The sequence below is a fragment of the Plasticicumulans lactativorans genome, from assembly GCF_004341245.1.
Taxonomy (GTDB): Bacteria; Pseudomonadota; Gammaproteobacteria; order Competibacterales; family Competibacteraceae; genus Plasticicumulans_A; species Plasticicumulans_A lactativorans.
In genome coordinates, this window is the sequence record NZ_SLWY01000003.1 from 59385 (window position 1) to 71342 (window position 11958).

12 protein-coding genes are annotated in these 11958 nt (G+C 73.2%); 10 read left to right on the forward strand and 2 right to left on the reverse strand.

Annotated features, from left to right (window positions below; genetic code table 11):
• The first annotated feature begins 31 nt into the window (after window positions 1-31).
• The 4 genes from EV699_RS02580 to pepA all read left to right on the forward strand — a co-directional run bounded on the left by EV699_RS02580 (window position 32) and on the right by pepA (window position 3878).
• Window positions 32-280: a hypothetical protein gene (locus EV699_RS02580; protein ID WP_132538651.1), complete on the forward strand. Its 249-nt coding sequence runs from the start codon at window positions 32-34 to the stop codon at window positions 278-280.
• Between the two features lie 49 nt (window positions 281-329).
• Window positions 330-1772: a metalloprotease TldD gene (gene tldD / locus EV699_RS02585; RefSeq protein ID WP_132538653.1), complete on the forward strand. Its 1443-nt coding sequence runs from the start codon at window positions 330-332 to the stop codon at window positions 1770-1772.
• Window positions 1773-1797: 25 nt separating this feature from the next.
• Window positions 1798-2763, forward strand: coding sequence for a cation diffusion facilitator family transporter (locus EV699_RS02590; RefSeq protein ID WP_132538655.1), 966 nt, complete (start codon window positions 1798-1800; stop codon window positions 2761-2763).
• 257 nt (window positions 2764-3020) lie between these two features.
• Window positions 3021-3878, forward strand: coding sequence for a flocculation-associated PEP-CTERM protein PepA (pepA, locus tag EV699_RS02595; RefSeq protein WP_165904001.1), 858 nt, complete (start codon window positions 3021-3023; stop codon window positions 3876-3878).
• On the opposite strand, the gene yjgA is transcribed toward pepA, so the two are convergent.
• Window positions 3865-4404, reverse strand: a complete 540-nt coding sequence (gene yjgA, locus EV699_RS02600) for a ribosome biogenesis factor YjgA (RefSeq protein WP_132538659.1) — start codon at window positions 4402-4404, stop codon at window positions 3865-3867. The two genes, pepA and yjgA, sit on opposite strands and share 14 nt — an antisense overlap.
• A gap of 120 nt (window positions 4405-4524) precedes the next feature.
• On the opposite strand from yjgA, the gene pmbA reads away from it, so the two are divergent.
• The 3 genes from pmbA to EV699_RS02615 all read left to right on the forward strand — a co-directional run bounded on the left by pmbA (window position 4525) and on the right by EV699_RS02615 (window position 7662).
• Entirely contained in the window at window positions 4525-5892 is a 1368-nt protein-coding gene (gene pmbA, locus EV699_RS02605) for a metalloprotease PmbA (RefSeq protein WP_132538661.1), read from the forward strand.
• Window positions 5893-5905: 13 nt separating this feature from the next.
• Window positions 5906-6586 (forward strand): tRNA (N6-threonylcarbamoyladenosine(37)-N6)-methyltransferase TrmO, encoded by a 681-nt coding sequence (tsaA, locus tag EV699_RS02610; protein WP_132538663.1) that lies wholly within the window; start codon window positions 5906-5908, stop codon window positions 6584-6586.
• A 101-nt stretch (window positions 6587-6687) separates the two neighbouring features.
• A complete protein-coding gene (locus EV699_RS02615; RefSeq protein ID WP_132538665.1) occupies window positions 6688-7662 on the forward strand; it encodes a quinone oxidoreductase family protein in 975 nt (324 codons plus the stop codon).
• Between the two features lie 15 nt (window positions 7663-7677).
• Here the strand turns inward: EV699_RS02615 and EV699_RS02620 are convergent, their stop codons facing one another.
• Window positions 7678-9561: a methyl-accepting chemotaxis protein gene (locus tag EV699_RS02620; protein WP_165904002.1), complete on the reverse strand. Its 1884-nt coding sequence runs from the start codon at window positions 9559-9561 to the stop codon at window positions 7678-7680.
• Window positions 9562-9827: 266 nt separating this feature from the next.
• On the opposite strand from EV699_RS02620, the gene EV699_RS02625 reads away from it, so the two are divergent.
• The 3 genes from EV699_RS02625 to madM all read left to right on the forward strand — a co-directional run bounded on the left by EV699_RS02625 (window position 9828) and on the right by madM (window position 11948).
• Complete coding sequence (locus EV699_RS02625) at window positions 9828-10520, forward strand: GntR family transcriptional regulator (RefSeq protein WP_132538669.1); 693 nt, start codon at window positions 9828-9830, stop codon at window positions 10518-10520.
• A 241-nt stretch (window positions 10521-10761) separates the two neighbouring features.
• Window positions 10762-11160 (forward strand): malonate transporter subunit MadL, encoded by a 399-nt coding sequence (gene madL / locus EV699_RS02630; protein ID WP_132538671.1) that lies wholly within the window; start codon window positions 10762-10764, stop codon window positions 11158-11160.
• A gap of 11 nt (window positions 11161-11171) precedes the next feature.
• A complete protein-coding gene (madM, locus tag EV699_RS02635; protein ID WP_132538673.1) occupies window positions 11172-11948 on the forward strand; it encodes a malonate transporter subunit MadM in 777 nt (258 codons plus the stop codon).
• Window positions 11949-11958: the final 10 nt, after the last annotated feature.

An 11958-nucleotide genomic window follows, 5' to 3' on the forward strand; every position in this document is an offset into this window, starting at 1 on the left:
CTTCCACCGTCACGCCCGGAGAGCCGCCACGATGGTCATCATGCTGTTCAACGTCCCGGCCGACGCGAGCGTCGACGAACTCCGCGACTTTCTCGCCGGGCACGGCATGAGCGATGCCAGCGATCTCGAACTCGTCCCCGGCGACGGCTCGCAGCCGGCCGCGACCTTCCGCCTGCCGGTCAGTGCCAGCGTGGCCGAGACCGTCGCCGAGCACCTCAAGGGCAAGGTCTGGCGCGAGCACGTGCTCGGCGCGCAGGCCCTGCTGATGACCTCGCACTGAACCCCCGCAGGACGGCTGGCGCGTGCGCCCCGGCCGCCGGAGTCCGCCGATGAACACCGCCCTCGACACCATCCGCTCCGCGATCCTCGCCCCCGCCGGCCTCGACGACCACGACCTCGACCGCGCGCTCGGCTGCCTGCTCGGCCACCGCATCGACGCCGCCGACCTGTACTTCCAGGTGCGGCGCGTGGAGTCGTGGTCGCTCGAGGACGGCGCGGTGAAGGGCGCGAGCCACAGCATCGACCAGGGGGTCGGCGTGCGCGCGCTGGCCGGCGAGAAGACCGGCTTCGCCTACTCCGACGAGATCGCGCTGCCGGCGCTGCTCGAAGCCGCGCAGGCGGCGCGGGCGATCGCCCGCAGCGGTGGCGACGGCGGCATGCCGGTGCGCCGCATCAGCGGCGGGCGCGCGCTGTACGCGCCGCTCGACCCCATCGACAGCCTCGCCGCCGCCGAGAAGGTGCGCCTGCTGGAGGCGCTCGACGCCGAGGCGCGGCGCCAGGACCCGCGCGTCACCCAGGTGATGGTGAGCCTCGCCGGCGTGCACGAGACCCTGCTGGTCGCCGCCTCCGACGGCACGCTCGCCGGCGACGTGCGCCCGCTGGTGCGCTGCAACGTGTCGGTGATCGTCGAGCACAAGGGCCGGCGCGAGCAGGGTTCGAGCGGCGGCGGCGGGCGCGTCGCCTACGGCTGGTTCCTCGACGACGAGCGCGCGCTCGGCTACGCCCGCGAGGCGGTGCGCCAGGCGCTGGTCAACCTCGAGGCCGTCGACGCGCCCGCCGGCAGCATGAGCGTGGTGCTCGGCCCCGGCTGGCCCGGCGTGCTGCTGCACGAGGCCGTCGGCCACGGCCTGGAGGGCGACTTCAACCGCAAGGGCACCTCGGCCTTCGCCGGGCGCATCGGCGAGCGGGTGGCGAGCCCGCTGTGCACCATCGTCGACGACGGCACCCTGCCCGAGCGGCGCGGCTCGCTCGGCATCGACGACGAGGGCACCCCCACCGAGTGCACCGTGCTGATCGAGAACGGCGTGCTGCGCGGCTACCTGCAGGACAAGCACAACGCCCGGCTGATGGGCGTGCGCCCGACCGGCAACGGCCGGCGCGAGTCCTATGCGCACCTGCCGATGCCGCGCATGACCAACACCTACATGCTCGCCGGCGCGCACGACCCGGCCGAGATCATCGCCTCGGTGGCGCAGGGGCTCTACGCCGTCAACTTCGGCGGCGGCCAGGTCGACATCACCTCGGGCAAGTTCGTGTTCTCGGCGAGCGAGGCCTACCTGATCGAGAACGGCCGCGTCACCCGCCCGGTGAAGGGGGCGACGCTGATCGGCAACGGCCCCGAGGCGATGACGCGCGTGAGTCTGGTCGGCAGCGACCTCGCGCTCGATAAAGGCGTCGGCACCTGCGGCAAGGAAGGGCAGAGCGTGCCGGTGGGGGTGGGGCAGCCGACGCTGCGCATCGACGGCCTCACCGTCGGCGGCACCCGCGCCTGAACGGCGCGACGGCGGGCGAGCGCCGATGCACGCGCACGACCACCACACCCCGCACGCGGGCCATGCCCACGCGGGCCATGCCCACGCGGGGCATGGACACGCGGCGCACGCGCACGCACCGGCGGACTTCGGCCGCGCCTTCGCCATCGGCATCGGCCTCAACGCCGCCTTCGTCGCGATCGAGGCCGGCTACGGCATCGCCGCCGACTCGCTCGCGCTGCTCGCCGACGCCGGCCACAACCTCGGCGACGTGTTCGGGCTCGCGCTGGCGTGGTTCGGTGCCTGGCTCGGGCGCCGCGCCGCCACCCGCACCCGCAGCTACGGCTGGCGCAAGGCGACGATCCTCGCCGCCTTCATCAACGCCGCGACGCTGCTGGTGCTGTGCGGCGGGCTCGCCTGGGAGGCGCTGGAGCGTTTCGCGCAGCCGCCGTCGGTGGCGGCGACCACGGTCGTCGTCGTCGCCGCCGTCGGCATCGTCGTCAACGGCGTCACCGCGTGGCTGTTCGCCGGCGGGCGCGAGCACGACCTCAACCTCCGCGGCGCCTTCCTGCACATGGCGGCCGACGCGCTGGTCTCGCTCGGCGTGGTGCTGGCGGGCCTGGCGATCGCCTGGACCGGCGCGACCTGGCTCGACCCGGCGCTGAGCCTGGCGATCGTCGCGGTGATCGTGTGGAGCACCTGGGACCTCGCCCGCGAGTCGCTCGACATGCTGCTCGACTCGGTGCCGCGCCACATCGACCTCGCCGCGGTCGAGCGCGCGATCGCCGCGGTCGACGGGGTCGCCGCGGTGCACCACGTGCACGTGTGGCGCCTCAGCACCACCGAGGTCGCGCTGACCGCCCACGTCGTGCAGACCCGGCCGCAGCTCGATGGCGACCTGCTGGTGCGCATCGGCACGGCGTTGCGCGAGGGCTTCGGTATCCGCCACTGCACGCTGCAGATGGAACACGGCGCCTGCGCGGCGGACGAGACCTGCGACGGCGGGGCGTGAGCGCCTGACGGTACAAGGTGCCGAAACGCGTCACATCGGCTGCCCCGGAGTGACCTTCCGCGACCACCGGCCCCGCCGGCGGAGCCCCGCCACGCCCGCCCGCACCTTGTCGATGACGGTTTTACGTCATAACGGCGTGACATTTGCTCATGTCATCGGGGATGACCCGGATCCGGGTCGGGTTCCCGACGGGTGCGCGCGATGGGTGGATGCACCCCGATGGTGTGCGCAGGTGTGCAGGCAAGGTTCTTGCGGTGATGGAGAGAAGGACAATGGCGGCGATGCGGGTGGTGCGCGGGGCGTGTATGGCGGGGCTGCTGGCCCTGGGGGGATGGTGCGGTGGGGCGGCGGCGCTGACGCTCGACCAGTCGGTGCTGTCGGCGAGCGGAACGGGCGGGCTGATCCACAACGCCGACCAGTGGCTGTTCACGTCGTCGAGCCTGATCCAGCCCACCAACGCCTTCGGCGGCTTCAACGAGGTCGGCGTGCTGAAGGTCACCGGCTTCCTCGACTCCGCCGGCCAGCCGGTGGCCTCGGGCGTCGGCAGCGCCTACGGCCTGTACGTGGTGTTCAACCTGTTCGGCAACGTCCAGCCGGTCCCGGGCACGCCGAACCAGGCCATCACCTTCACCTCGGGTGACGTGAAGCTCTGGGCCGACCGCAACAACGACTCCAGCATCCAGGCGATCTTCAACCCCGTCACCGGCAGCCTGGCCGTGGATCGTCAGGCGAACGGTGACGACCGGCTGCTCGCCGACAACACCGCCAACAAGATCAGCGGGGCGACGCTGCTGACGCCGTCGGCGACCGGCATACCGGGGCTGCTCGACGGCAGTTCGCACCTCGGCTTCGCGTCGTGGATACTGCCCGCACTGGGCACCGCGGCGTTCGGCAATGCCGCCTTCGCCGAGCAGTTGTTCCTCGATTCGGCCACGCTGGGGCCGCTGCTGCCGGTGCTGCCGATCGGCAACACCTTCATCCTGTCCGCCACCGAAGCCGGCGTGGTGACCTTCTCGGTGCCCGAGCCCGGCAGCCTCGCGCTCGTGCTCGGCGGCGTGCCGGCGCTGGCCGCGCGGGTGCGCCGGCGCGCCCGCGCGGCGTTCACGCGTCGCTGAGGGGCTCGTTGCCGAAGGCGGCGTCGCGCAGGCAGCGGAACAGCTCGCGGCGTGCCTTCGGCGGCCTGCCGGCGGCGAGTTCGCGCGCCGCGTTGCGCGCGAGCGTGCGCAGGTGCTGGCGATCGACGTGCGGATGGGCGTCGAAGAAGGCGCCGAGCACGGCTTCGTCGCCGGCCACCAGCGCCTCCACCCAGCGCTCGACCTGGTGCTGCCGGCGCCGCGCCTCGGCGCTGGTGGCGTCGAAGCGCGCCAGCACGGCGCGGATCGGTGCCGGGTCGATGCCGCGCATCAGCTTGCCGATGTACTGCATCTGGCGATAGCGTCCGCCGTGCGCGGTGATGCGCCGGCACTGCTCGATCGCCTCGCGCAGCGCCTCGGTCAGCGGCACCTGCGCGAGCTGTGCGGCGGGCAGGGCGACCAGGGTTTCGCCCAGCGCCTGCAGCGCGTGGGCATCGCGCTTCAACTGGCTCTTGCTCGGGCCTTGCGGGGCAAGCTCGGCGCTGTCGGGGTCGTCGGGGCGGTTCATGCGCGGCTCGGCGGCAGGGGTGGGGCGCGATGGTAGCGCGTCGCCGCGGGTTTGGGCGCGGCACCGCGGCGTCGCGGGCAGGTCCACGGCATTCTGGCTCGATTCGGACGGACGGAGCACATGACGACACTCGCAACGCCGGATTCCCCCCCTTCGCGCACCCTGCCGGAGCGCGCCCGGCTCGATGGCCTGGTCGGCGACATCCTCGCGCAGGCGCGCGCGCTCGGCGCGAGCGCCGCCGAGGCCGCGGTGAGCTTCAGCACCGGGCTGTCGGTGACGGTGCGCCTCGGCGAGGTCGAGACGCTCGAATACCAGCGCGACCGCGGCCTCGGCGTCACCGTGTACTTCGGCACGCGCAAGGGCTCGGCGAGCACCTCCGACTGGCGCCCGCAGGCGCTGCGCGACACCGTGCGCGCCGCCTGCGACATCGCCCGCCACACCGCCGAGGACCCGTGCGCGGGCCTCGCCGATGCCGCCGACCTGGCGCGCGATCCGCCCGACCTCGATCTCTACCACCCCTGGGACATCCGCGCCGAGGACGCCATCGCGCTCGCCACGGCGTGCGAGGACACCGCCCGCGCCACCGACCCGCGCATCACCAATTCCGAGGGGGCGAGCGTCGGCACGCACGCCGCGCTGGTCGTCTACGGCAACTCGCTGGGCTTCCTCGGTGGCTACCCGGCGACGCGGCATTCGCTGTCGTGCTCGGTGATCGCCCAGGGTGCCGAGGGCGGCATGGAGCGCGACCACTGGTACACCAGCGACCGCGACCCGGCCGTGCTCGAAGCCGCCGCCGCCGTCGGCCGGCGCGCCGCCGAGCGCGCGCTGCGCCGCCTGCACGCGCGCCGCCTCGGCACCTGCAGCGCCCCGGTGCTGTTCGCGCCGGAGCTGGCGCGCGGGCTCGTCGGGCACTTCCTCGGTGCGATCCGCGGCGGCGCGCTGTACCGCAAGGCGAGCTTCCTGGTGGACGCGCTCGGCCAGCCGGTGTTCGCGCCGCACGTGCAGATCCGCGAGGCCCCGCACCTGCCGCGCGCGCTCGGCAGCGCGCCCTTCGACAGCGAGGGGGTGGCGACGCGCCCGCGCGACATCGTCCGCGACGGCGTGCTGCAGGGCTACGTGCTCGACACCTACTCGGCGCGCCGCCTCGGCCTGCACACCACCGGCAACGCCGGCGGCGTGCACAACGTCATCGTCGAGCCGGGGGCGGACGACGCCGACGCGCTGCTCGCGCGCATGGGCCGCGGCCTGCTGGTCACCGAGCTGATGGGGCACGGCGTCAACGCCGTCACCGGCGACTACTCGCGCGGCGCCGCCGGCTTCTGGGTGGAAGACGGCCGCATCGCCTACCCGGTGCACGAGATCACCATCGCCGGGCGGCTGCCGGAGATGTTCCGCGACCTGGTCGCGGTCGGCCGCGACGTCGACACCCGTGGCAACATCCGCTGCGGTTCGATCCTGCTCGAACGCATGACCATCGCCGGCGAATAGGGCCCGGCCGGCGATGGTGGTCGAGCCCGTCGGCGTGGTCCGCTCGCCGTACCGGGAGAAGTTCGCGGTGCCGCGCCAGCCGGGGCTCGCGGCGCTGCCGGCGACGCTCGAACTGCTGCCGCCGTACGATCGCGCCGAGGCGGTGCGCGGGCTCGAGGCGTTCTCGCACGTGTGGCTGATCTTCGCCTTCCACGCCACCGCCGCGCAGGGCTGGAAGCCCACGGTGCGCCCGCCGCGGCTCGGCGGCAACGCCCGTGTCGGCGTGTTCGCGACGCGCTCGACCTTCCGCCCCAATCCGCTCGGTCTGTCGGTGGTGCGGCTCGTCGGCATCCGCACCGCCCCCGGCGTGGTGCTCGAACTCGAAGGTGCCGACCTGCTCGACGGCACGCCGGTGTTCGACATCAAGCCGTACCTGCCCTACGCCGACGCCCTTGCCGACGCGCGTGCCGGCTTCGCCGCCGATGGGCCGCCGCCGCGCCTGGCGGTGACGTTCGCCCCGGCCGCCGCCGCGGTGCTCGCCGCGCACCCCGAGCCGCGCCTGCGCGAATGGCTCGCCGCCGCGCTCGGGCTCGACCCGCGCCCGGCCTACAAGGCCGGCAGCGACGGCGCCTTCGGCGTGCGCCTGTTCGAGTTCGACGTGCGCTGCGAGGTCGCCGGCGGCTGCGTCACCGTGCTCGAGCTGCGCCGTGCCTGAGCGCGCCATGCACGGCGGCAGGGCCGCCAGACCGCGCGCGGCGTGGCCGCGGCCCGGTGCGGGTGCTAGAAGATCGGCTCGACCTGCCGAGGAGCCTCGCCATGCCCCATGCCATCCGCTTCCATGAAACCGGCGGCCCCGACGTGCTGCGCTGGGAGAGCGTCACCGTGCCCGCGCCGGGGCCCGGCGAGCTGCACATACGCAACCGCGCCGTCGGCCTGAACTTCATCGACACCTACCACCGCAGCGGCCTGTACCCGGTGCCACTGCCGAGCGGGCTCGGCCTGGAGGGCGCCGGCGAGGTGCTCGCGGTCGGCCCCGGCGTCACCGGGTTCGTCCCCGGCGACCGCATCGCCTACGCGTCCGGGCCGCTCGGCGCCTACGCCGAGGAGCGCCTGCTGCCGGCCGAAAAGGCGGTGCGGCTGCCGCCCGCGATCGCCTTCGAAACCGCCGCGGCGATGATGCTGCAGGGCCTGACCGCGCAGTACCTGCTGCGCCGCACCTACCGCGTGCAGCCCGGCGACGCGGTGCTGATCCACGCCGCGGCCGGTGGCGTCGGCCTGCTCGCCGGGCAGTGGGCGAAGCACCTCGGCGCCACCGTGATCGGCACCGCCGGCAGCGCCGACAAGGCCGCGCTGGCGCGCGCGCACGGCTACGACCACGTGATCCTCTACCGCGAGGAGGACTTCGTCGCCCGCGTGCGCGCGCTCACCGGCGGCGCCGGCGTGGCGGTGGTCTACGACGGCGTCGGCAAGGACACCTTCATGGGCTCGCTCGACTGCCTGCGCCCGCTCGGCACGATGGTGAGCTACGGCAACGCCTCGGGCCCGGTACCGGCGATCGAGCCGCTGCTGCTGTCGCAGAAGGGCTCGCTGTTCCTCACCCGGCCCACGCTGATGCACTACACCGCCACCCGCGCCGACCTGCTCGCCGCCGCCGCGGAGCTGTTCGAGGTGGTCGAGCAGGGCGTGGTGAGGGTCGAGGTGAACCAGACCTACCCGCTGGCCGAGGCCGCCCGCGCGCACCGCGACCTCGAAAGCCGCAGGACCACCGGCTCGACCGTGCTGCTGCCCTGAGCCGGCGCGCCGCCGCTACAGGCGGAAGCGGGCGACCAGCGCGTTCTGGTCGGCGGCGAGAGCGGCGAGTTCACGGCCGGTGGCGGCGATCTCGCCGGCGCCGCCGCTGACCTCCTGCGCGGTCTCGGCGAGGCGCTGCACCGCGGTGCTGATCTCGGTGCTGCCGCGCGCGGCGAGGCCGATGCTGCGGCCGATCTCGGCGGTGGTGGCGCTCTGCTCCTCGATCGCCGCGGCGATCAGCGTCGCGATCTCGTGCACCTTGTCGACGGTCTCGCGGATCGCGCCGATCGCGCGGGCGACCTCGGCGGTGTCGGCGCGGATCGCGCCGATGCGCGCGTCGATGTCGAGCGTGGCCTGCGCCGTGCCCTGGGCGAGTTCCTTCACCTCGTGCGCCACCACCGCGAAGCCGCGCCCGGCCTCGCCGGCGCGCGCGGCCTCGATGCTGGCGTTGAGCGCGAGCAGGTTGGTCTGCTCGGCGATCGAGGTGATCACGCGGCTGATCTGGCCGATGCGCTCGCCGCTGGTGGCGAGCTTGGCGACGCTGTCGGCGGCCGCGCCGGCGGCCTGCCCGGCGACCGCGGCGACCTCCACCGCCTGGTGCACGTTGCGCGAGATCTCGGTGACCGCGGCGTTCATCTGGTCGGTCGAGTCGGCGACGGTCTGGATGCTCTGGTCGACGTCCTGCGCGGCGCCGGCGAGGCGCTCGGCGCGCTCCGAGGTGCCGCGGGCGATGTCGGTGAGGTGGGCGCTGACGCCGGCGAAGCGCTCGGAGGCGGTGAGCAGCGAGCGCGCGTTGCTGGCGATGCCGGCGAGGCTGTCGCGCAGGTCGCCGAGCAGGCGGCGCAGCGCCTCGCCGACGCGGCCGATGGCGTCCTCGCCGGTGACCGCGGGCGGCGTGGTGAGGTCGCCGCGGGCGGCGGCGTCCACCGCCACCAGGATCTGCTCGACCTTGGCCTGCAGGGTCTCGGCGGCGCGGTGCTCGCGCTCGGCGGTTTCGCGCAGGCGCTCGGCCTGGGCGCGGATCTCCTGCGCCTGGGCTTCCTGCGCGGCCTCGGCGGCGCGCAGCTTCTCCATCTTCTCGCGGTCGCGCGCGGCGGCGGCCTCGACCTCGGCGAAGGCCGTGCGCATCGCCGCGACGGCGTCGTTCAGCGCCTGCGCCATCTCCCCGAACTCGTCGCGCGAGCTCACCGGCAGGGCCGTCGACAGGTCCTGCGCGGCCATGCGCTGCGCCAGCCCGAGCACCGCGCGCACCTGGCCGACGATGCGCCGGCTCAGCCACCACAGCAGCACCGCCACCACCACGGTCACCGCCCCCATCGCCAGCAGCACGCCGTTGCGCTCGGCGGCGTAGGCGGCGTCGACGTCGGACACGTACAGCCCCGAGCCGAGCACCCAGCCCCACGGCTCGAACAGCTTGACGAAGGACACCTTGGGCTCGGGTGTGTCGCTGCCCGCGCGCGGCCAGGTGTAGGCGACGAAGCCCTGGCCGTCCTTGCGGATCACCGCCTCGAAGGCCTCGAACAGGTCGAGGCCGTTGCGGTCGCGGATGCGGATCGTTTTGCCCACCAGCTCCGGCCGCGCGCCGTGCATCACGTAGTCGCCGTCGCGGTTGTGCGCCCAGTAGTAGATGTCGCGGTAGCGCAGCGCGGCGAGCGCCTCGCCCGCCCGTGCCTGGGCGTCGGCGCGGCTGAGGCGGCCGGCGGCTTCCTCGGCGTGGAAGCGGGCCAGCACGCCGCTGCCGATCTCGACCAGCTCCTGCACCCGCGCGCGGCGCTCGGCGTCGAGGTTGGCGTGCAGGCGCGACAGCGTGCCGACGGCGCTGAGGCCCATGCCGGCGACGATGACCGCGAGCAGCAGGCCGAACTGGGCACGGAGCTTGAGGTTCTGCAGTGGCTTCATTGACGGGGTTCCCTGTGGACGGCATCCGGGCGGGCCGCGGCCCAGCGCAAGCGTAGCCGCCGCTGCCGCCGCGCGCCCCGTCGTCGCACCAGCGTGGGGCATCTGCCACGGCGTGCGGTGGCGCTCGCCATACGCCTCGGGGGGCGTCCCGCGGCGGTGGGACGCGGGGCGGGGGAGGGCGCTTGACGCCTCCATAATTACGTGATAATTATTCTTCCATAATTACAGGATTACATGATGATCCTGATCGCCCGAGGAGAGAGCCCATGAGTTCGAAGATCGTATCGGTCGCGCTCTACCAGGAAGTCGCCCAGCGGCTGCGCGAGCTGATCTACGGCGGCCGCTTCAAGGCCGGTGAACTGATCGACGAGAACGCCCTGTCCGAGGAGTTCGGCATCAGCCGCACGCCGATCCGCGAGGCGCTGAAGGCGCTCGCGGTCGAGGGGCTGGTGGTGCTGGTGCCGCGCCGCGGCTGCTTCGTCAAGGAGATGACCGAGCGCGACCTCGACGAGATCTTCCCGGTGATGGCGATGCTGGAAGGGCGCTGCGCGCGCGATGCGGTGCTCAAGTGCACGCCCGAGGACATCAGGCGCCTCGACGACCTGCACGCCCAGCTCGAAGTCCACGCCGCCGCCGGCGACCGCAGCGCGTACTACGAGGTCAACTACCTGTTCCACGCCGCGGTGCAGAAGCTCGCCGGCAATCCCTGGCTGCAGCGCATCACCGACGAACTGCGCAAGTTCCTCAAGCTGCAGCGCGGGCGGCAGATCAACCTGCCCGGCCGCATGCAGGCCTCGCTCAACGAGCACCGCATGATCATGGAGACCTTCCACCAGCGCGATGCGGAAGGGGCGGCGCGGATCATGGAGTTCCACCTGATGCAGCAGCGCCGTGCCCTCGCCGAGTACGACGCGCGCATGGCCGCCGACAGCGCCGTCGGCGATCGCAGTTCGGGCTGAGCCCCGGCCCCGCCGGCGCCACGGCGTCGGCCCCCACCCCCTGGATCGCCGTGATCCGGCCCGTGCCGCGGGCCGGCGGGGGATCGTCTTGCCCGCAGCGTCCGCCCGGCCATCCGGTCACGCCGCGGTGCATGCCCGGGCCGGGACGGCCGCGGGCGCCCCAGGGAAGGCGCGAGCGCCGCAAGAGCGCACAGCCGTTTCGACCAGAACATCCAGAACACCAGATTGAGGAGAGAACCCCGTGATCATCTATGGCGTAGCCCTGCTGGCTATATGCACCCTGGTCGGCCTGTTCGTGGGCGACCTCCTCGGCGTCGCGCTCGGCGTCAAGGCCAATGTCGGCGGCGTCGGCTTCGCGATGCTGCTGCTGCTGTTCCTCACCGACCGCCTGAAGCGTGAAGGCAAGCTGGTGCCGGTGTCGGCGCAGGGCATCGGCTTCTGGTCGGCGATGTACATCCCGATCGTGGTCGCGATGGCCGCGCAGCAGAACGTGCTCGGTGCGGTCACCGGCGGTCCGATGGCCCTGCTCGCCGGTGCCCTGGCGACGGTCGGCTGCTTCGTGCTGATTCCCGCCATCGAGCGCATCGGCCGTCCGAAAGCCGTCGCCGATGCGTCCGTCCCCACCCCGAACGAGCCGTGAGCGCCGCCGCCATGAACAACAGTCTCGATCTGCTGGTTTCCACCTTCGCCAAGAACGGCCTGCTGACGGCGTTCGCGGTCGTCGGCATCACCATCTGGCTGTCGTACTTCCTGTCGGACCGGCTGACCCGTGGCCACCTGCACGGCTCGGCGCTCGCGATCATGTTCGGCCTGCTGCTGGCCTACATCGGCGGCGTCGCCACCGGCGGCAAGAACGGGGTGGTCGACATCAAGCTGCTCAGCGGCATCGGCCTGATGGGCGGCGCGATGCTGCGGGATTTCGCGATCGTCTCGACCGCCTACGGCGCGACCATCAGCGACATGCGCAAGTGCGGACTCAGCGGCATCGTCTCGCTGCTGGTCGGCGTGGTGCTGTCCTTCGTCATCGGCGCGGCGGTGGCCGTGGCGTTCGGCTACACCGACGCGGTGAGCATCACCACGATCGGCGCGGGCGCCGTCACCTACATCGTCGGCCCGGTGACCGGTGCGGCGATCGGTGCGAGTTCCGAGGTGATGGCGCTCAGCATCGCCGCCGGCCTGGTCAAGGCGGTGCTGGTGATGGTCGGGGCGCCGTTCTGTGCCCGGATGATCGGGCTGGACAACCCGCGTACCGCGATGGTCTTCGGCGGCATGATGGGCACCACCAGCGGCGTCTGCGGCGCGCTCGCCGCGATCGACCCGAAGCTCGTGCCCTACGGCGCGATGACCTCGACCTTCTACACCGGCCTCGGCTGCCTGATGGGGCCCTCGGTGCTGTTCCTCGCCACCAAGGCCGCGTTCGGCGCCTGAGCCGCGCCCC

Coding starts and splice junctions, on each gene's coding strand:
- EV699_RS02580 (WP_132538651.1), top strand. CDS start 32: ATGGTCATCATGCTGTTCAACGTCCCGGCCGACGCGAGCGTCGACGAA.
- tldD (WP_132538653.1), top strand. CDS start 330: ATGAACACCGCCCTCGACACCATCCGCTCCGCGATCCTCGCCCCCGCC.
- EV699_RS02590 (WP_132538655.1), top strand. CDS start 1,798: ATGCACGCGCACGACCACCACACCCCGCACGCGGGCCATGCCCACGCG.
- pepA (WP_165904001.1), top strand. CDS start 3,021: ATGGAGAGAAGGACAATGGCGGCGATGCGGGTGGTGCGCGGGGCGTGT.
- yjgA (WP_132538659.1), bottom strand. CDS start 4,404: ATGAACCGCCCCGACGACCCCGACAGCGCCGAGCTTGCCCCGCAAGGC.
- pmbA (WP_132538661.1), top strand. CDS start 4,525: ATGACGACACTCGCAACGCCGGATTCCCCCCCTTCGCGCACCCTGCCG.
- tsaA (WP_132538663.1), top strand. CDS start 5,906: ATGGTGGTCGAGCCCGTCGGCGTGGTCCGCTCGCCGTACCGGGAGAAG.
- EV699_RS02615 (WP_132538665.1), top strand. CDS start 6,688: ATGCCCCATGCCATCCGCTTCCATGAAACCGGCGGCCCCGACGTGCTG.
- EV699_RS02620 (WP_165904002.1), bottom strand. CDS start 9,561: ATGAAGCCACTGCAGAACCTCAAGCTCCGTGCCCAGTTCGGCCTGCTG.
- EV699_RS02625 (WP_132538669.1), top strand. CDS start 9,828: ATGAGTTCGAAGATCGTATCGGTCGCGCTCTACCAGGAAGTCGCCCAG.
- madM (WP_132538673.1), top strand. CDS start 11,172: ATGAACAACAGTCTCGATCTGCTGGTTTCCACCTTCGCCAAGAACGGC.